Here is a 20,098-nt window from a genome sequence, read left to right as displayed (position 1 = left end):
ATACCGCTTCGCGAAACTTAATCCTCGGCGGAGTCTGTCGGCGTGTCGTCGCCGCGGTTTAAGTGTCGCGGCGCAACCGGGACGCGGCACCGCCAACCCGGATGCGGCGCCGCCAAGCGGCGACCAGCGCGCCGCAACCGCCGACGAGCAGCAGCCCCAGCCACGCCAGGTGCGCGATCACCGTGGCCTGGCGCCGGGCCGACGGCACCCCGGGGGCGTTGCCGCCGATTCGGTACAGCGTCAATTCGTCGTCGCGGTAAACCGGCGTGAGCCCGCCGAGAGTGCGCGCGGCCGAGCCCATGTCACCCGCGCTGTCCGATTCGACGACCAGCCACCCCACACCGGCAGGCGCCAGCGCCGACGGCGACGGCCCGGACAGCAGCAACTCCTGGACCGCCCGGGCGCGGTTGCCCTCGCCGGGCACCACCCGCGCGGAGATCGCCAAGTCGCCGGTGCTCAGCACGTCGGCGCGCAGCCAGCGGGGCAGCGGGTCGAGCACCGGCGCCGGACCCGACCAGGCGAAGCGCCGCATCGAGCCCGCGGGCAGCACCGCGACCGGCGCGGGCGCACGGTTGATCGCCGCCGCCACGGCAGCCCAGCCCGGCGGGTAGTGCACCGGCTCGACCTTGGCTCCCACACCCCACGCCAGGTCCGGCAACACCGCGATTAGCGCTAGACAGCCGACCAGCGCCGTGCCGACGTCGGCCGGCGGGGGCAACCACCGTCGCAGCGTCACCACCGCACCGGCACTCGCGAGCGCGTAGCCCGGCACCGCCAGCGCGACCCACTTCTGCCCGTCGCGCAGCACCCCCAGACCGGGTGCGGCATCCACCACGGCGGCCAGCAGATGCAGGCCCGGCCCGCTGGCCAGCACGGCCGGTGTCATCACCGACACCGCCGCGAGCACGAGCAGCGGCACCACCGCCGGGCGACGGAGCACCGTGGGGAGCCCGGTCGCCACCACGCCCAGCAGCACCACTGCCGAAACCACCGCGAAAAGCGTTGCGCGCGAACTGGGTAAGGCCTCGCTGTTCCAGATACCGCCAAGACTGGCCAGGCTGGCCAGCGTCCCCAGACCGGGCTCGGCGCGCGGCGCGAACGCGAGAACACCGAGCGTGCTCGCCGCCTTGGGGGTGGACAACGACGCACCCGTCGCCGCGGCCACTAGCCACGGCAGCGCCGCGATCAGCGCGGGACCGAGCGCCGCCACGGCGCACAGCCAGCGGGGCCGGCCGGCACCCGGTGCGGCGACACAGACCAGCGCCACCGTCGCGGCAAGCATCAGCCCGGTCGGCGTCAGTCCGGCCAGCGCGATCCAGAACGCCAGCGCGAAAAAGCCGGCTTCACCCGAGCGCAGCCGCAACACCGTCGTCGCCGCCCAGGGCAGGCAGCCGTAGCCGACCAGCAGGCTCCAGTGACCTTGCAGGAGTCGTTCGGCGACATAGGGATTCCAGATCGCCAGCGTGATCGCGACAAACTGGCCCGGCATCCCGGCGCAGGGCAGCGCGGTCGCGACGAGGCGCGCTGCTCCCCAGCCCGCCAGCCACAGGCCTCCGACCAGCAGCGCTTTCACCACGACGCCGCCGTCGATCAGGTGCGAGGCCAGCGCCACCGCGAAGTCCTGCGGCGTCGCCCGCGGCGGTGCCGTCAAACCCAGCGCGGTATCGGACAGGTAGGAGCGCGGCGTGGACACCGCGTCGCGCAGCAGCAGGTACCCCGGCCGCAGCAACGGCGCGGTCACCAGCAGCGCCAGGGTCAACGCATACCCGGGAACAGCCCACCGCACGGCCCGGCGCCATGGTGCGGTCACCGTCGGCGCAACCGCGGGCTAGTCCCGGTCGGGCGGGCCGGACGGATTGGGCTCGGACGCCTCGCCGTGCGGCGGATCGGAGCCGGGCGGCGGATCGGGATCGTCATGCGATTCGGAGGGCTGCGCCGGCAGCTTCTCGGTCTCGGCTTCGGCGCCGGGCACCCGTTCCTCGAGCCCGCTGCGGCCGAAGAACTCCTCGTCGCCGCGGTCCAGGCCGGGGTCGGTCAGCGCGCTCTCGGTCCGCAGGCTGAATGACGCGAACAAGCCGCCGCCGACCAGCGCGATCAGGCCGATCGCGGTGAACGTGATCGGCAGGACCCGTGACCACAGGGCGAGCCGGTCGCGCTCGTCGCGGGCCGCATTCACCTGGGACTCCACCGTGTCTTCGTTGGAGGTGACCTTGTAGTCGGCCAGCGTCGCCTCGGGCTTCAGTGGATCGCGGGCGAAGAAGTGGTTGGCGTGCTCGGTTTGCTTGACGATGGTGCCCGAGACCGGGTCCACCCAGAAGGTCCGCTGCGCCGCGTAGTAGCGGGTCATCGTGATCTGCTCGGCCGGGTCCACGTCCTTCAGGCCCCACATCGCCGCGGAGGCCGTCACCTTGCCGTCTTCGTCACCGGCGTACAGCGACGGGTATTTCACCGGCGCCACCAGCTTGCCGTCGGCGCTGTAGCCGATGTTCTGGGTGAACTTGTAGGTGCTCAGCCCGTTGACGTCCTCTTGGGTGTCGTAGTTGACGTCGTAGGTCTTCTGCGCGATCGGGTCGAAATACGGGTAGGTCTTCTTCTCGGTGTGGAACGGGAATCGGTAGGACAGGCCGTCGTGGCGAACCGGCATCGAGGTGGGCGGGTTCTCGTCGCTGATGGTGCGCGGCTTCTGGACGGCGCCGCCGGTGTGGGTGTCGTCGGAGACGGCCATCGCGGTCTTGCGGTTGAGCGTGACGGTGTCGACGATCGCCAGCAGCAGCCCGGTGTCCTTCTGCTTGTCGGTGCGCCGAAGTGAGTTGCCGACCTGCAGCGTGACCACGTCGGCGTTGGCCGGCGACTCGACACTGATCTGCTGTTGGGAAACCAGCGGCACGTTCTGGTTGATGATGAAGTGATCGCCGGACAGCGACGCGGTGTCGAGCGCGGTGCCGGTGCCGTCGCTGACCAGCATGGTGTCGATGTTGAGCGGGATCTTGGTGATCTTGGCGGTGGTGTAGGTCGACAGCAGCAACGCGGCGATCAGCAGGGCAGCCCCGAGTCCGATGATTCCGCATGCGGCGAACCGCAACATAACCGCTCGGTTCACGTTGCTGTGCCCTCCCTAAATGCTCGAGGCAAATCCGTTCGACCCTAACAGCAGTACCCGGTACGGCAGGTAACAGAGCGCAGGCAGACTGTGATCGTGACCGATGGCGACCAGGTGGGCGGAACCCGCAGCTTCCTGCCCGCTGTCGAGGGTATGCGCGCCTGCGCGGCCATGGGTGTGGTCATCACACACGTGGCCTTCCAGACCGGTCACTCCAGCGGTGTCGACGGACGGCTCTTCGGCCGCTTCGACCTCGCCGTGGCGGTGTTCTTCGCGTTGTCGGGGTTCCTGCTGTGGCGTGGGCATGCGGCGGCCGCCCGGAATCTGGGGCCGCGCCCGCTCACCGGCCACTACCTGCGATCGCGGGTGGTCCGCATCATGCCGGCCTATCTGGTGGCCGTCGTCGTGATCCTCACCCTGCTGCCCGACGCGGACCACGCCAATTTGACGGTGTGGCTGGCAAACCTGACGCTCACCCAGATCTATGTGCCGCTCACCCTGACCGGCGGCCTGACGCAGATGTGGAGCCTGTCGGTCGAGGTGAGTTTCTATCTGGCGCTCCCGATTCTCGCGCTGCTGGCCCGCCGCATTCCGGTGCGCGCCCGGGTGCCGGCGATCGCCGCGCTGGGGGCCCTCAGCTGGGCGTGGGGCTGGCTGCCCCTGCATTCGGGATCCGGCAATCCGCTGAACTGGCCGCCGGCCTTCTTCTCCTGGTTCGCGGCCGGCGTGCTGCTGGCCGAATGGGTGCACAGCCCGATCGGGTTGCCGCACCGGTTGGCGCGCCGGCGGGTGCTGATGGCCGTCATCGCGCTGGCCGCGTTTTTGGTGGCCGCGTCTCCGCTGGCGGGTCCGGAGGGCCTGATTCCCGGGACCGCGACGCAGTTCGCGGTGAAGACGTCGATGGGCTCGGTGGTGGCGTTCGCGTTGGTCGCGCCGTTGGTGCTGGATCGCATCGACACCCGACACCGACTGTTGGGCACGGCCGGGATGGTCACGCTGGGGCGCTGGTCCTACGGCCTGTTCATCTGGCACCTGGCCGCCCTGGCGATGGTGTTCCCGGTGGTCGGGACGTTCCCGTTCACCGGCAACATGCCGACGGTGTTGGTGCTGACGCTGATCTTCGGTTTCGCGATCGCGGCGGTGAGCTACGCCCTGGTCGAGTCGCCGTGCCGGGAGGCGTTGCGCCGCTGGGAGAAACGCGAGAAGCCGGCCGCTGCGGAGGTAGATGCCGAGGCTGACGCGATAGCGCCCTAGCCGGTGCGGTCCATCCACTCTTCCAGTGCGTCGGCCGACGGCAGGCAGACGGCCCGCTCGATCTTCTCGATCAAATCGGTCCCGTACTCGACGGTGGACTTGATGAAGTTGCCCAGGGCGTCCAGGTGGATGCCATCGGTCAGCAGGTAGGCGCTCTCACCGACCACGTTGACGTGGCTCGGCTGCGCCGTCTCGCGGACAAACGCCTTGGGCCAATGGGTGTCGCGATTCCAGCCGTTCACCAGTTCCATCAGGCGCGGGCGGTCGCTGGCCTGGTAGTAGCCGGCGGGGCTGACCGAGATCTCCAAGATGTCGCGCCGCAAACCGTTGATCCGCAGGTTCACGTGCAGCTTGCCCCGCTCGTAGTTTGACAGCACCATCATGAATTCCTCGCCGTCGTCGCTGCGGAAAAATCGCAAGTGGCGCGATCGCAGATAACGTTCGACCAGCTCGGGACTCAATGGCTCGATCTCCATGGCCCTGATCGTGGTGCCGGGGCCTTGGAAGATTCTCAATGCCCTCTGGTCAGCCCGCCTCGGTCACCGGCAACCGCGCCATGATCTCGGCGCGCACCGCCGATCGACGGGCCTTGCCGGCGTCGTCGCGCAGCGGTGCGTCGACGAATTCGACGAAGTCCGGGCTGGGCGGCACCTTGTACCCCGCGATGTTGGCGCGCAGGAACTCCTGCACGCCGACGGCATCCAAAGCGGAGCCGTCGATTGTCTGCACCAGCGCGTAGGGCACCTGGCCCAGATCACCGGCGTTCGGGTCGGGGACGCCAACGACCAAGCAGGACAACACTTCCGGGTGCGCCGACAGTGCGCTCTCGATCTCCGCGGGATAGACGTTGCGGCCGCCGACAGTGAACATGTCGACCCGGCGATCGGACAGATACAGGAACCCGTCGGCGTCGAAGTAGCCCAGATCGCCCAGCGAGTCCCAGCCGTCGCGGCTTTTCGCCGTGGCCCCGACGTAGCGATAGGTGGGTGCGCTGCCCGGGCTGGGCCGCATATAGATCTCCCCGACTACGCCTGGGGGACAAGGGTTTCCGTCGTCGTCGAGCACCTGCATCTCGCCGGCCACCACGACGCCGACCGAGCCGCGGTGGGTCAGCCACTGATCGCCGGAGATGAAGGTGAGCGCTTGTAGTTCGGTGCCGCCGTAGAGCTCCCAGACGACTTCCGGTCCGACGAGGTTGATCCACGCCTCCTTGATGGCCGGCGGGCACGGCGCCCCCATGTGCCAGAAACGCCGCAGCGACGAGAGGTCATAGGCCCCCGGGTCGGCGTGGTAGACCGGCAGCGCCCGCTGCATGATCGTCGGCACCGTCGTCAGGAACGTGACGCGATGGTCGGTGATCAGCCGGAGGAACCCGTGCGGGTCGAACCGGCTCATCACCACCAGATGGTGGCGCATCAGCAACGCGATCGTCGCGGTGGTGAAGCCGGTGTTGTGCGACAGCGGGATCGGCACCAGGGTGGTGTCCCCCGGTTGCGCGCCCAGCGGATAGCCGACCGCCGCGGGGATGCGGCTGTCGCCGCCGGACTCGATGAGCTTCGGCCGGCCGGTGCTGCCGCCGGACCCCATCGCCTTCCACACCGGCGAGACCGCCTCGGGCAGCGCGGCGTCGGACAGCGTCGCGTCGGGCGTGAAACCGGCTGGAACGCTTGGTATTTCGGGGTGGTCTCTACCAACCAGCAACGCGGGCGGCCGCAACTCCACCAGGCCGGCCAGCTCGGCGGCCGGCAACCGTGCGGACAGCGGTTGCGGTACCGCGCCCAGCTTCCAGCACGCCACGGCGGCCTGGATCCACTCGATGGAGTTGGGCAGCACCATCGTCACGTAGTCGCCGACGCCGACGCCGCGCTCGGCATAGGCGCGCGCGAGCCGGTTCGTCGAGGAGTCGAGCTCGCCGCGGGTGATGGTCAGGCCGTCGCAGGTGACCGCCGGCTCGTCGGGGGCGAGTTCGGCCAGCGCCGAAATCTGCGTGCCGATCGGCGGGACCGGCTCACTCATACGCGCCCTGCCGCTCGAAGATGCGGCGCGGGTTGTCCACCAGCATCGTGTGCAGCTGCTCGTCGGTGACGCCGCGCTCTTTCAACGCCGGGATCACGTCGTTGTGGATGTGCAGGTAGTTCCAGTTCGGCATCATCTGCGGCACCAGTTCTTCGGGCAGCGCGTCGAAGTAACAGTTGGCGTCGTGCGACAGCACCATCTTGTCGGCGTGCCCGCGCTCGCACATCGTCGCCACCGTGGCCACCCGCTCCTCGAACGGCAGGTACGCGTCGATGCCGAACCGGTCCATCCCGATGTAGGAACCGGGCGCGATGAGTTCCTCGAGGTAGCCGATGTCGGTGCTGTCGCCCGAATGCCCGATGATCACCCGGCTCAGGTCGACGCCCTCTTCTTCGAAGATCTTCTGCTGCTCGAGGCCGCGGCGCAGCCCGGCGTGGGTGTGCGTGGAGATCGGCACCCCGGTGCGCTTGTGCGTCTGCGCGACGGCGCGCAGCACTCGCTCGACGCCGGGTGTCACGCCGGGTTCGTCGGTGGCGCATTTGAGGATTCCGGCTTTGATGCCGGTGTCGGCGATCCCCTCCTCGATGTCCTTTACGAACATGTCGACCATGATCTCCGGACCCCCCAGCAACCCACCCGGACCCTCGTAATGGAATCGCAGCGGCAGATCGTTGTAGGTGTAAAACCCGGTTGCGACAACGATATTCAGCTCGGTAGCAGCCGCGACCCTGGCGATGCGGGGAATGTAGCGGCCGAGTCCGATCACCGTGAGGTCGACGATGGTGTCCACGCCGCGGGACTTGAGTTCGTTGAGGCGCTCGATGGCGTCGGCGACGCGCTTCTCCTCGTCTCCCCAGGCTTCCGGATAGTTCTGCGCGATCTCCGTGGTCATGATGAACACGTGCTCGTGCATCAGCGTCACGCCAAGATCGGCGGTATCGATGGATCCGCGCGCGGTATTTAGTTCGGACACGTCGCTGATGCTAGGCCCGGCCGGTGGTGATCCAACAGAGGCAATTGCCACGACAATGCGGATTTCCCAGCGAACCGCGGGCTGATACCGCGACTCCGCGCATCGGCGTACCGTCTGCCGCATGCTGCTCAACCCCAACCAGTTGAACCGTAAGTACCCGGACGCCCGATCCGGGGAGATCATGGCCGCCACCGTCGACTTCTTCGAGTCCCGGGGCAAGGCCCGGCTCAAGGCCGACGACCACGCGCGGGTCTGGTACTCCGACTTCCTGGACCACGTCGGACGCGAACGCATCTTCGCCTCGCTGCTGACGCCGTCGGCGTACGGCGCCTCGGGCTGTCGCTGGGATACCTACCGAATCAGCGAGTTCGCCGAGATCGTCGGCTTCTACGGGTTGAACTACTGGTATCCGTTCCAGGTCACGGCCCTTGGCCTGGGCCCGATCTGGATGAGCGACAACGAGGACGCCAAGCGCAAGGCCGCGGCCCAGCTCGAGCAGGGCGAGGTGTTCGCCTTCGGCCTATCCGAGCAGGCGCATGGCGCCGATGTCTATCAGACCGACATGATCCTGACGGAGTCCGAAAACGGCTGGGTCGCCAACGGCGAGAAGTACTACATCGGCAACGCGAATGCGGCGCGGATGGTCTCCACCTTCGGCAAGATCGACGGCTCCGACGAATACGTCTTCTTCGTGGCCGACTCCCAGCACGATCGCTACGAGCTGATCAAGAACGTCGTCAACTCACAGAACTACGTCGCCAACTACGCACTGCACGACTATCCGGTCACCGAGGCCGACCTGTTGCACCGCGGCCCCGGCGCCTTCCACGCCGCGCTGAACACCGTCAACATCTGCAAGTACAACCTCGGCTGGGGCGCGGTCGGCATGTGTACCCACGCCATGTACGAGGCGGTCACCCACGCCTCCAACCGCATCCTGTACGGGACCGTCGTCACCGACTTCACTCATGTGCGGCGACTGCTCACCGACGCCTATACGCGCCTGATCGCGATGAAGATGGTCGCCACTCGCGCTTCCGATTACATGCGCAGCGCGTCGGCCGAAGACCGCCGTTACCTGCTGTACAGCCCGCTCACCAAGGCGAAGATCACCGGCGAGGGCGAGCGGGTGATCACCGCCCTGTGGGACGTCATCGCCGCCAAGGGAGTGGAGAAGGACACCATCTTCGAGGCCATGGCCCGCGAGATCGGGCTGCTGCCGCGGCTGGAAGGCACGGTGCACATCAACATCGGGTTGCTGGCCAAGTTCATGCCCAACTACCTGTTCGCGCCGAACAGCGAATTGCCGTTGATCGGCCGCCGCGACGAGGCGGTCGACGACTCGTTCCTGTTCAATCAGGGCCCGACCGGGGGACTGGGCAAGGTGCGCTTCCACGATTGGCGTGCGCCGTTCGACAGCTTCGCGCATCTGCCCAATGTCGCGCTGCTGCGTGCGCAGGTCGACGTGCTGGCCGAGATGCTGGCCAGTGCGACTCCAGATGCGGTGCAGCAGAAGGACATTGACTTCTCCTTCGGGGTGGGCCAGCTGTTCGCCACGGTGCCTTATGCGCAGCTGATCCTGGAGGAGGCCCCGCTGTCCGGGGTGGACGAGGCGCTGATCGACGAGATCTTCGCGGTGCTGGTGCGTGACTTCAACAGCTACGCAGTCGAATTGAGCGGCAAGTCGGCGACGACGGACGCGCAGGCCCGCTTCGCGATGCGGATGATCCGCCGGCCGGTGTTCGATGCCGCGCGCTACGACCAGATCTGGAAGGACCACATCCTGCCGATCAACGGCGCCTACCAAATGCGGCCGTAGCTGGGCGGCGGGTCGGTTTGCGCTGCTATCCGGCGGCGGCCGAGAGCGCGTCGATGTTGAGCTGGGGTTGGATTGCTGCGGTTCCCGCCAGGCCCGGTGCGCTGGTTGCCATGGCCGCCGGTGCCGCACCCAAGGCGCTGGGCGCGCTGGAGACGACGGGGGCGACGGCGGGCAGGAAGTACGAAGTGGCGGTGACTGGGGCGGTGATGACGCCGCCGGCGTTGATGGCGGTGACGAGGCCGGTGCTGGAGTCGATGGTGGCCTCGACGCCGCTGCTTCCGGCGGTGACGCCGCCACTGGGGATGGTGAACCCGCCCGTCCCCCCGGGAAAGGGGCTGGGACTGTCGACGAAGATTTGGCCGCTCGTGATCGTGGCATTGAAGTTGAAGACGTAGACCCCACCGGCTTGGGAAGTGCGCGTGACTCCGGCGGAGAGGTTTATATATGTGACGTCGGTGTTGGCTGTGAAGGTGGCGCCGAAGGTGGCGGACACGGGGTTGGTGACGGTCGTGCCGGGCTCGAGGGTTGCGCCGCCGGGTGCGATGTTGGCGGTGCTGCCATCTGGCAGGGGCGGGTCGACGAGGTTGCCCTGCTGTGTGGCGAGGCTCTGAACCAGGGATTGGGTCCGGCCGCTGGTGGTGTTGGCGGTGGTCTGGGCCACCGAGGTGGCCTGGTCAGTTTGACCATTCGGGTTGGTGGTGTGCGGCGGCTCGTCAAACGACTGCAGCGTGCTCGCGGTCGCCGAGGCGGCGGCGTCTTGCACCCACATCCGCGTGTATTCGGCTTCGGTGGCGGCGATCATCGGCGGGGGCACCGTCATGGCGAACGCCGTCTCATACGCGGCGGCCGCCGCATACGCCTGCGTCCCCCGACGATTCCAGCTCGGCGGCCCCATCGCTCCAGGCCGCGGCGGCGGCCAGCATTGGTCCCGATCCCGGACCCGCATACATCAACCCCGAGTTGACCTCCGGGGGCAACAACGCAAAATCCATGCAATCTTGCTTTCGTCACGACAGCGCATTCGCCGACCATCGTGTGCGGCAACCACGACCGTGCATTCCGGGAAGCACTACTGCACCTTTCGCCGGCCTCAGCGAACGACTACTGCATTCACCGCGCGGTGGTGCCGTAGCGAGGCGTGCGGGCCGCACCGCCGATGACGTCGGCAAGGCCGGTACGGCCGGCGACACCGGCCTTACTGCAGGCCCGATAAATGTGGCTCTCGACGGTCCGCACGGACAGCGACACCGCCTCGGCGATCTCACGATTCGACAGGCCCTGGGCAGCCAACACCGCGATCTCGCGTTCTCGGTTGGTGAACGGCGGAGCGAAGGAAGCTGCCTCGACGGCGGGGCTGGTCGCGCCGTGACACCGTGCCGCCAGCCGGTGTGCGCGTGCCGCCGCGGTCATCGCGCTGCCTGCGCGACCCGCGCGCCGGTGTGACGTGGCGGCTTGCCCCGCGGCGTCGGCGCCGGTTAGCAAGTCGCCCATCGCCTCGAATTCGGCTGATACCCGGTCGAGTTCGCCGGCGTCGTCGGCTTGCAGCGCCGCCGCGTAGCGCGCCGCGACCGCAACGCGCGGGCCTTCGACGCGCGTCGCCAGATCCGCGAGCCGCTCGGCCGCATCGGTGTCGTCGAATTGCACAGCGGTCTGTAGACACCACACTTCACGGGCGAGTTGATCGTGGTCGCGCGCGAAGTCGGCCGCCTTGCGCGCGAGTTGGCGCGCCTCGGTGGAGCGCGAGCGGACCGCGGCCAGCCAGGCTTCGCTCAGCAATTCGGTGGACGTGACGTACACGTAGGCCGGATGCTGGTGCGCCCGCGCAGTTTTCAGCGCGTCAGCGGCTGCATCCGCATCGCCGGATCGGGCCAGTGCCTGCGCACGCAGCAAGTGGAAGCGATGGAAGCTGTTCACGACGTGGAAACTGTTGGCGTTCTTGGCATCGACTTCATGTGGCAGATGCCGCAGCGCCGCGTTGAGATCGCCGGCGGCCAACATCACCATGCCGAGGATCTCTGACGCCACCGCTCGGACATCCGGCGGCTCGTCGTGGTGGGCGCGCAAGTGCCATTCGGCAACGTCGACCGCTTCGGCGATGCGTCCGCCCGCCACCAGGGCGAACGTGTGAAACTCCATCAACGTCTGGCGAAGGAATTTACCCTGCTCGCTCAGCGTGAGTGCCTCATCGGCATCGATGGCCCTTGCCGCCGCCTGATCGGGTTGACCGAGTTCGCCATAGGCCATGCTCTCGGCGCTGTAGGCCATGGTCGCGCCGTACGGGTCGAGGTCTTCATAGTCGACGTCGGCCATGGTCGCAAGGACCTCAAGCGGCTTCGCCGCCAGCGCAAGCTGATTGGCGCGGAACACCAGTAGTTGTTGGCGCCGCGCACCGTGCGATGCCTTAAGCGCATCGTCGATGAGGCGCCAGGACCGCTCCGGTGATCGCATGCCCCACATCAGATTTGACGCGCGCATCACCACGTCGTTGATGAAAGCGGATTCCGTCGCTTCGTCGACCTCGACGCCCTCGAGGACTTCCAGCGCAAGCTCGCCCTTCTCCATCATGAACAGCGAGTAGGCCAGAGGTATGCGCGCCTGTGCCCCGATGCCGGTGTCGGCGGCGGCGCGAAAGAGCCGCTCCGCGGTCTCAAAGTCCAACAGCGAACTCGCCGCCGTGGCGGCCGACAGCAAGACGTCGGGCTCGGGCGGAAGGTCCGACTCCAACCAGAGCAGTCCCCGCGTCATTACCTTCGCGGCGCGCCCGCCGTCCTTCATCGCGGTCGCGACCTGGCCACGAAGGCGTCGCAACCGCGAGGAGCCGCAGCGATCCAGGCGCACCTCGGCGAACATGGGATGGCCGATGTAGACCTCGTCGGCGGACAACCGGATCAAGCCGCGCTGTTCGGCCTCTTCAATGGCGTCCTGCTCGGCGAGCAGTCTCAGGCACTGCCAGTCGACGGGTTCGGAAACGGCCACGAGATCGACGACGTCGCGCACGTCGTCGGGAATGGCGCCGATCTGGGCATCCACCAGCTCAGCGAGGGACCCTGACACTCCGAGGTTTCCCTGCCAGCGCAGCACGCCGTCGTCGCTGACCATGCGTCCCGCGCGCAACTCCTGTTCGACCAGCTGCCGCAGGAACAGTACGTTTCCGCGGGTGAGACGCCACAGTTCGTCCCCGCACCGCTGATCGGGTGCGCACCCCGTCACTGCCAGCAACAGCTCGTCGATCTGGCCGTGGGTCAACGGGTCGACCTCGAGCCGCTCCACCGGTCCGTCTTTCCAGAGCGCCGTCACTGCGGCTGGAGCCCGCTCGCCCGTACGAATCGTGACGATGACCGTCGCGGCCTGCAACTGCACGAGTTGATGCAGCACCAGGGCGGACAGATCGTCGAGGAGATGGGCGTCGTCGACGAAGACCAGGAGACGGTCCGGTTGCGTACCGGCGGTCAGCGCGTCAACGACCCGGCGCGCTGACGTATGTGGTGCGCCCTCGGCATCATCGGTCCATGTTGCGAAGGCGCCCAGCGGAATCGTGCGGCTGGTAACGGTGGCGGCAGTGCTGCGGACCGTCCACCCGGCATCCGCGGCCGCCAGCACGGCCTCGCGGGCCAATCGCGACTTGCCCACCCCGGCTTTGCCCGACAATGCGACACCGCGCAGCCCTTCGGTGGCGGCGAGCAGGCGGCCGACCTCGTCGATCTCCCTGCTTCTGCCGACGATGGGCCAGTGTTCGAACACTTGTAGATATTAGCCAGCGGCTTCGATCTTCGCCTGCGATCTGGCTGTGCCGCTGCCGGTTCCGGCACGCGCAACCGGCCGCCTGGGCTGGCCCGACCATGCGAGCGTCTTCAATTGCGATATCGCATGCGCTCTCGCGTTTCAGAACGAGCACATGCCTAGATGTTGGCGCTGGCGTGACTGCTGAGCTAGGTGATACCAGCCCAAAGCCTTGACTGTGGCGCGGCTCACAGTAAAATGACCACTGGTCATCGACGCAAGGAGGCGAGATGCCAACCGTGACATGGGCACGTGTCGACCCCGCTCGACGCACAGCCATCATCGAGGCCGCCGAGGCCGAGTTCGGGGCGCACGGGTTTTCCGGCGGCAGCCTGAACGTCATCGCGCGCCGGGCCGGGGTCGCCAAGGGCAGTCTGTTCCAGTACTTCGCGGACAAGCGCGACTTGTTCGCTTTCATCGCCGACATCGGCAGCCAGCGGGTCCGCACCTACATGGAAGACCTGATCCGCGAACTCGACCCGAACCGGCCGTTCTTCGAATTTCTCACCGAGCTGCTCGACGGCTGGGTCGCCTACTTCGCCGAGCATCCGCGGGAACGATCGCTGCACGCCGCGGCGACCCTGGAGGTCGATACCGACGCCCGCGTCAGCGTGCGCAGCGTCATCCACCGGCACTACCTGGAGGTGCTGCGGCCACTGGTGCACGGCGCCCAGACCCGCGGCGATCTGCGCGCCGACGCCGACACCGACGCGCTGCTGTCGCTGCTGTTGCTGATCTTTCCGCACCTGGCGTTGGCGCCCTACATGCGCGGCCTGGACCCGATCCTCGGCCTCGACGAGCCCAGCCCGGAACAGCCGGCGCTGGCCGTGCGCAGGCTGGTCGCGGTGCTGATCGCCGCGTTCGCGGCCTCGCCGGCGACACCGAATGCCTCGAATAACCCAGCCCCAATGCGATCTGAGGAGGTCACATGAAACGCACCCGAATTGCCTCAATGGCCGAGGGCGGTCTCAACTGGGATAGCTTGCCGCTCAAGCTCTTTGCGGGCGGTAATGCAAAATTCTGGAATCCGGCCGACATCGACTTCTCCCGCGACCGCGAGGACTGGGAACGCCTGACCGACGACGAACGCAGCTACGCGACCCGGCTGTGCGCCGAGTTCATCGCGGGCGAGGAATCGGTGACCCAGGACATCCAGCCGTTCATGGCCGCGATGCGGGCCGAGGGCCGGCTCGGCGACGAGATGTATCTGACCCAGTTCGCCTTCGAGGAGGCCAAGCACGTCCAGGTGTTCCGCATGTGGCTCGACGCCGTCGGCATCACCGAGGACCTGCACAACTTCCTCGAGGACGTCCCGACCTACCGGACGATCTTCTACGAGGAGCTGCCGGACTGTCTGAGCGCCTTGTCGGTCGATCCGTCGCCGGCCGCCCAGGTCCGGGCGTCGGTCACCTACAACCACATGGTCGAGGGCATGCTGGCGCTGACCGGCTACTTCGGCTGGCACAAGATCTGCGTGGAGCGCGGCATCCTGCCGGGCATGCAGGAGCTGGTCCGGCGCATCGGCGACGACGAGCGACGCCACATGGCGTGGGGCACGTTCACCTGCCGGCGCCACGTCGCCGCCGACGACGCCAACTGGGGCGTCTTCGAGACGCGGATGAACGAGCTGATGCCGCTCGGGCTGCGCCTGATCGAAGAGGGCTTCGCGCTGTACGACCCGATGCCCTTCGGCCTGTCGGTGGACGAATTCATGCAGTACGCCTCCGACAAGGGCATGCGCCGGTTCGGCACCATCTCCAGCGCCCGGGGCCGCCCGCTCGGCGAGATCGACCTCGACTACTCACCGCTGCAGCTCGAGGACACCTTCGCCGAGGAGGACGAGCGGGCCCTGGCGACCGTCTGACCGAAGGCGGCCGTCTAGCCGACCCAGACGGTCTTGGCGTTGCAGAACGCGCGGATACCGAGGCCCGCCAACTCGCGGCCGTAGCCGGATCGCTTGACGCCGCCGAACCCCAGTTCGGGGTAGGACACCGTCATCCCGTTGATGAAGACCTGCCCGGCCTCGATGTCTTCGATGAAGCGCTCCTGCTCGGCTTCGTCGTTGGTCCAGGCATTGGATCCCAGGCCGAACGTGGTCGCGTTGGCGATCTCGATGGCCTCGTCGATGCCCGAGGCACGGTACATCGAGGCGACCGGTCCGAAGACCTCCTCGGTGTACAAAGCCATGTCCTTGGTGATCTCGGTGACCACCGTCGGCGGGTAGAACCAGCCCGGTTGGTCGGGAGTCTTGCCGCCGAGCCGGACCTTGGCGCCGGCCGCGACGGCGTCGTCGACCTGCTTGGCGATCTCGTCGCGGCCCGACTCGGTGGCCAGCGGACCCACATCGGTGTCCGGGTCGGTCGGGTCGCCGACCCTGAGCGCGGCCATCCGCTCGACGAACTTGTCGACGAAGGCGTCGTAGATGTCGGTGTGCACGATGAATCGCTTTGCCGCGATACAGGATTGGCCGTTGTTCTGGGTCCGGGCGGTGACGGCGGTCTTGACCGCCTCGTCGAGGTCCACCGACGGCATCACGATGAACGGGTCGCTGCCGCCGAGCTCCATCACGGTGGGCTTGATCTCGTCACCGCAGATCGCGGCGACGGACTGGCCCGCCGGTTCGCTGCCGGTCAGGGTGGCCGCCTTGACCCGGGGGTCGCGCAGGATGCGCTCGACGGCGCTGGACGAGATCAGCAGCGTCTGGAAGCAGTCCGCCGGGAAGCCGCCGCGGGCGATCACGTCGGACAGATACAGCGCCGACTGCGGCACGTTCGACGCGTGCTTGAGCAGGCCGACGTTGCCGGCCATCAACGCCGGCGCGGCGAACCGCACGGCCTGCCAGAGCGGGAAGTTCCACGGCATCACGGCCAGCACCACACCCAGCGGCTGCCACCGGGTGTAGGCCCGTTTCGCGCCGACCTTGGCGGCCTCGGCCGGCTCGTCGGCCAACAGCTTCTCGGCGTTCTCGGCGTAGTAGCGAAAACCCTTGGCGCACTTGAGCGCTTCCGCCTTGGCCGATTTCAGCGTCTTGCCCATCTCGAGGGTCATCATGGCCCCGACGTCGTCGGCCTCGGCCTCCAGGAGATCCGCGACGTTGTTGGCCCACTGCGCACGCTGGGCGAAAGTGGTGCTGTGGCGGTAGTCGAGGAACCGCGCGTGCGCCCTTGCGATCGCGGCGTCGACTTCGTCGTCGGTCGCGGGGGTGAAGATCTTGACGGTCTCGCCGGTGGCCGGGTTGATGGTCGCGATTGACACGCTGACATCCTTCCCTTCGCTTGGGTGACTAAAACATCCAACACCTAGCCTGCCACTATCGTTCCCAAGAGGGAGGTGGCGGATGAGCACTGCGGCTCAATTGATCGTCAAGTGCCTGGAGAATGAGGGTGTTGCGGTCGTCTTCGGGATACCGGGGGAGGAGAACATCCGGTTCACCCAGGCGCTGGCGCACTCCGGCATCCGCTATGTGCTCACCCGGCACGAGCAGGCGGCCGCCTTCATGGCCGAGATGTACGGTCGCGTCACCGGGCGCGCCGGTGTGGTGTCGGCCACGCTGGGCCCGGGCGCGATCAACATGCAGCTCGGCGTCGCCGACGCCACCACCAACAGCACCCCGGTGGTCGCCATCTCGGCGCAGGTCGGTCAGGATCGCGAGTACAAGGAGTCGCACCAGTACGTCGACCTGGTGTCGATGTTCGACCCGATCACCCGCTGGGCCGCCGGCGTCCCCACCGCGCGCGCCATTCCGGAGATGGTCCGCAAGGCGTTCAAAACCGCCGAGACCGAACGACCCGCCGCGGTCTATCTCGCGGTGCCCGAGCACATCGACGCCGACGAGACTGATTACGAGCTGACGGCGTTGCCGCGCAACGTTGTCCGCGCCGACGCGCCGGCGCCCGGCCAGGTGGCGCGGGCGGTCGACATCCTGCGCAACGCGCAACGTCCCGTGCTGCTGGTCGGGCACGGGGCTGCCCGCAGCAACGCGACGGATGCCCTGGTCCGCTTCGCGGAGGATCTCGGGATCCGGGTCGCGAACACCTTCCACGGCAAGGGCGTGATGCCCGACGATCACCCCAACAGCATCGGGACCATTGGGTTCATGCGGCACGACTACGTCAACTTCGGGTTCGACTGCGCCGACGTCGTGATCGCGGTCGGCTACGAGTTGCAGGAATTCGACCCGGTCCGGATCAACCCGCAGGCCGACAAGAAGATCATCCACATCCATCGCTTCCCGGCTGAGGTTGACGCGCACTATTCGGTCGACGTCGGCATCATCGGCGACCTCAGCGATTCACTGAACGAGCTCGCCGACGCACTCGCCGGTCACCGTTTCGACGACGCCGACGTACCCGGGTCGGGGTTGTTGGCCGAGGAATTCGCTCGTGGACAGCAAGATTCGCGATTTCCGTTGGCCCCGCAGCGGGTGGTCGCCGACACCAGGGCGGCGCTGGGCCGCTCCGACGTGGTGCTCGTCGACACCGGTGCCACCAAGATGTGGATGGCCCGGCTGTATCCAACGTTCGAACGCAACACGTGTCTGATTTCAAACGGTTTGTCCACCATGGGTTTTGCTCTTCCCGGTGCGCTGGGGGTGAAGCTGGCGCAACCGGATGTCAAGGTGCTGGCCGTGGTGGGCGACGGTGCCTTCCTGATGAACTCGCAGGAAATTGAGACCGCCGTGCGGGAGAAGATACCGCTGGTGGTGTTGATCTGGGAGGACGGCGGTTACGGCCTGATCGAATGGAAGATGGATCTCGAGCTCGGGGCCCACTATTACGTGAAGTTCGGCAACCCCGACATTGTCACGTACGCCGAAAGCTTTGGCGCCAAAGGGTATCGGATCTCTCACGCCGACGAGCTGCTGCCGACGCTGCGGGCCGCACTCGACGACGACGGGGTGTCGCTGATCTGCTGCCCGGTGGATTACTCGGAGAATCTGCGGCTGACCGACCGGCTCGGCGAGCTAGACGAAACTCTATAGCGTCCATGCTGTTTCGCCAGCTGGAGTATTTCGTGGCGCTCGCCCGGGAGCGTCATTTCGCTCACGCCGCCGACGCGTGCCATGTATCCCAGCCGGCGTTGTCGGAGGCCATCCGCAAGCTTGAACACGAGCTGAAGGTCCCGCTGGTCCGGCGCGGCCAGAAGTTCGAGGGCCTCACCCCCGAAGGGGAACGGCTCGTCCATTGGGCCCGGCGCATCCTGGCCGACCGCGACGCGCTCACTCTTGAGGTCACGGCATTGCAGACCGGCCTGGTCGGCGAGCTGCGATTGGGTGTGGTCCCCAATGCCGCCACTACCGTTGCGCTGCTGACGGATTCGTTTTGTGCCGCGCACCCGCTGGTGCGGGTACAGGTGGAGACGAACCTGCGCTCGGCGGGGATCATCGAACGAATCCGCCGGTTCGAGCTGGACGCGGGGATTCTGTACCCGGATCGCCACGACACCGACGAACTGCTGGTCACCCCGCTCTACCAGGAGCACCAGGTGCTCATCGTGGGCAGCGACCTGCTCGCGGGGAAATCCGACTCCATCAGTTGGTCGGACGCGCTGGCCTTACCGTTGTGCCTGCTCACTGTCGGGATGCGCGGACGTCGCGTCATCGACGACGCGCTGGCCGCGGAGGGTCTTTCGGTGACCCCGCAGCTTGAAACCGATTCTGTTGCCACGTTATTCGCCCACGTCTGCACGGGCCGCTGGGCGAGCATCGTGCCGCAGACCTGGATTCGTACCCTTGGCGTGCCCGCTGGGGCATCGGTGCTACGGCTGCAGGATCCGTCGATCATCGCTGCGATGGTGCTCGTCACCCGCGCGGAAGATCCCGGCTCGGTGGTGACCCGCGCGCTGGTCCAGACCGCGCGGGACGCCAGCATTGGTGACGTGTTCGGCGGACCTCACCAGGCCTGATCGGCGCGGCCTATCGGCCGGTCGGAATTCCGTCTTGGACATCGCCGACTCCGGCGGCGAAAGCTGGGATGCGGCGACCCAGCATGAGGAGAAACCGATGGCCAAGTGTGTGATGGTGCTCTACCCAGACCCGGTCGGCGGATACCCGTCGAAGTACGCCCGGGACAGCATCCCGTCGATTCCGAGCTACCCCGACGGCAGCACCGTACCGACACCGTCGAAGGTTGACTTCACGCCCGGTGAGCTACTCGGCTGTGTTTCAGGCGAGCTCGGGTTGCGCAAGTTCTTTGAAGACGCCGGCCACGAGTTGGTGGTGACGTCGGACAAGGACGGGCCGGATTCGGAGTTCGAACGCGAGCTGCCCGACGCCGATATCGTGATCTCTCAACCATTTTGGCCGGCATACCTGACCAAAGAGCGGATCGAGAAGGCGCCCAGACTCAAGCTGGCGCTGACCGCGGGAATCGGCTCGGACCACGTCGACCTCGACGTCGCCCAGGAACACGGAATCACTGTCGCCGAGGTGACCTACAGCAACAGCATCAGTGTCGCCGAGCATACGGTGATGCAGATCCTCACCCTGGTGCGCAATTTCGTCCCGTCGCACCGGTGGGCCAGCGAAGGCGGTTGGAACATCGCCGATTGCGTGGAGCGTGCCTACGACCTGGAGGGCATGGACGTGGGGCTGATCGCCGCCGGCCGGATCGGGCGCGCGGTGTTGCGCAGGCTGGCGCCGTTCGATGTCAACCTGCACTACACCGACACGCGCCGGCTGTCGCCGGAGGTCGAGAAGGAACTCAACGTTACGTTCCATCCCGACGTCGAATCGTTGGTCCGCTCCGTCGATATCGTGTCGATCCACTCGCCGCTGTACGAGGCCACCCGCCGGATGTTCAACGAGCGACTGCTGGGCACGATGCGGCGCGGCTCCTACATCGTCAACACCGCGCGCGGCGAGGAGACAGTCCCGGAGGCGATCGCGGCCGCGCTGCGCAGCGGTCAGCTCGCGGGCTACGCCGGCGACGTGTGGTTCCCGCAGCCGCCGCCGGCCGACCACCCGTGGCGGACCATGCCGAATAACGCTATGACGCCCCATGTTTCGGGTACCACGCTGTCCGCGCAGGCCCGGTACGCCGCGGGTACCCGGGAGATTCTGGAAAGCTGGTTCGCGGGCACACCCATTCGCCCGGAATACCTGATCGTCGAGGGCGGCAAGCTCGCCGGGACGGGAGCCTTGTCCTACCAGAAGTAA

At 67.3% G+C, this 20,098-nt stretch carries 13 protein-coding genes and 2 pseudogenes; 7 read left to right on the top strand and 8 right to left on the bottom strand.

Features of this window, described 5'->3' with window-relative positions:
* Nucleotides 1–17 precede the first annotated feature (17 nt).
* Together G6N55_RS15275 and G6N55_RS15270 are read right to left on the bottom strand one after the other, a co-directional pair.
* Nucleotides 18–1,786 (bottom strand): annotated as a pseudogene (locus tag G6N55_RS15275) (hypothetical protein).
* A 42-nt stretch (nt 1,787–1,828) separates the two neighbouring features.
* Nucleotides 1,829–3,100, bottom strand: a complete 1,272-nt coding sequence (locus tag G6N55_RS15270) for a DUF3068 domain-containing protein (protein ID WP_163667350.1) — start codon at nt 3,098–3,100, stop codon at nt 1,829–1,831.
* 153 nt (nt 3,101–3,253) lie between these two features.
* Here G6N55_RS15270 and G6N55_RS15265 point away from each other — a divergent pair, with 153 nt between their 5' ends.
* Nucleotides 3,254–4,354, top strand: coding sequence for an acyltransferase family protein (locus G6N55_RS15265; RefSeq protein ID WP_276072508.1), 1,101 nt, complete (start codon nt 3,254–3,256; stop codon nt 4,352–4,354).
* On the opposite strand, the gene G6N55_RS15260 is transcribed toward G6N55_RS15265, so the two are convergent.
* Genes G6N55_RS15260 through G6N55_RS15250 form a run of 3 tightly spaced genes read right to left on the bottom strand, consistent with a single transcriptional unit; the run spans nt 4,351 to nt 7,343 of the window.
* The gene (locus G6N55_RS15260; protein WP_085222498.1) at nt 4,351–4,830 is read right to left on the bottom strand and encodes a YbjN domain-containing protein; all 480 of its coding nucleotides are present in this window, start codon (nt 4,828–4,830) and stop codon (nt 4,351–4,353) included. The two genes, G6N55_RS15265 and G6N55_RS15260, sit on opposite strands and share 4 nt — an antisense overlap.
* Nucleotides 4,831–4,879: 49 nt before the next feature.
* Nucleotides 4,880–6,370: an AMP-binding protein gene (locus tag G6N55_RS15255; protein WP_085222499.1), complete on the bottom strand. Its 1,491-nt coding sequence runs from the start codon at nt 6,368–6,370 to the stop codon at nt 4,880–4,882.
* Nucleotides 6,363–7,343 (bottom strand): phosphotriesterase family protein, encoded by a 981-nt coding sequence (locus G6N55_RS15250; RefSeq protein WP_085222500.1) that lies wholly within the window; start codon nt 7,341–7,343, stop codon nt 6,363–6,365. Before G6N55_RS15250 ends, G6N55_RS15255 begins: the two co-directional genes overlap by 8 nt.
* A 121-nt stretch (nt 7,344–7,464) precedes the next feature.
* Between G6N55_RS15250 and G6N55_RS15245 the strand changes: the two genes are divergently transcribed.
* On the top strand, nt 7,465–9,162 hold the full coding sequence (locus G6N55_RS15245) for an acyl-CoA dehydrogenase (RefSeq protein ID WP_085222501.1): 1,698 nt from the start codon (nt 7,465–7,467) through the stop codon (nt 9,160–9,162).
* 643 nt (nt 9,163–9,805) lie between these two features.
* On the opposite strand, the pseudogene G6N55_RS29570 reads toward G6N55_RS15245, so the two are convergent.
* Nucleotides 9,806–10,154, bottom strand: a pseudogene (locus tag G6N55_RS29570) (PPE domain-containing protein); the annotation flags it as partial.
* Nucleotides 10,155–10,272: 118 nt separating this feature from the next.
* Entirely contained in the window at nt 10,273–12,903 is a 2,631-nt protein-coding gene (locus tag G6N55_RS30150) for a helix-turn-helix transcriptional regulator (protein WP_085222502.1), read from the bottom strand.
* 269 nt (nt 12,904–13,172) lie between these two features.
* On the opposite strand from G6N55_RS30150, the gene G6N55_RS15230 reads away from it, so the two are divergent.
* The gene (locus tag G6N55_RS15230; RefSeq protein WP_085222503.1) at nt 13,173–13,874 is read left to right on the top strand and encodes a TetR/AcrR family transcriptional regulator; all 702 of its coding nucleotides are present in this window, start codon (nt 13,173–13,175) and stop codon (nt 13,872–13,874) included.
* Nucleotides 13,871–14,806, top strand: a complete 936-nt coding sequence (locus tag G6N55_RS15225) for a R2-like ligand-binding oxidase (protein WP_085222504.1) — start codon at nt 13,871–13,873, stop codon at nt 14,804–14,806. Before G6N55_RS15230 ends, G6N55_RS15225 begins: the two co-directional genes overlap by 4 nt.
* A gap of 14 nt (nt 14,807–14,820) precedes the next feature.
* Here G6N55_RS15225 and G6N55_RS15220 read toward each other — a convergent pair whose 3' ends face one another.
* Nucleotides 14,821–16,197, bottom strand: coding sequence for an NADP-dependent succinic semialdehyde dehydrogenase (locus G6N55_RS15220; RefSeq protein WP_085222505.1), 1,377 nt, complete (start codon nt 16,195–16,197; stop codon nt 14,821–14,823).
* A gap of 82 nt (nt 16,198–16,279) precedes the next feature.
* Between G6N55_RS15220 and G6N55_RS15215 the strand changes: the two genes are divergently transcribed.
* From G6N55_RS15215 to G6N55_RS15205, 3 genes are all read left to right on the top strand, one after another.
* On the top strand, nt 16,280–17,923 hold the full coding sequence (locus G6N55_RS15215; RefSeq protein WP_085222506.1) for an acetolactate synthase large subunit: 1,644 nt from the start codon (nt 16,280–16,282) through the stop codon (nt 17,921–17,923).
* Nucleotides 17,924–17,928: 5 nt separating this feature from the next.
* Nucleotides 17,929–18,846 (top strand): LysR family transcriptional regulator, encoded by a 918-nt coding sequence (locus tag G6N55_RS15210; protein WP_085222507.1) that lies wholly within the window; start codon nt 17,929–17,931, stop codon nt 18,844–18,846.
* 97 nt (nt 18,847–18,943) lie between these two features.
* Entirely contained in the window at nt 18,944–20,098 is a 1,155-nt protein-coding gene (locus tag G6N55_RS15205) for an NAD-dependent formate dehydrogenase (protein WP_085223003.1), read from the top strand.

The organism is Mycobacterium florentinum (assembly GCF_010730355.1).
Lineage (GTDB): Bacteria > Actinomycetota > Actinomycetes > Mycobacteriales > Mycobacteriaceae > Mycobacterium > Mycobacterium florentinum.
This window is presented reverse-complemented; position numbering and strand designations above follow the sequence as displayed.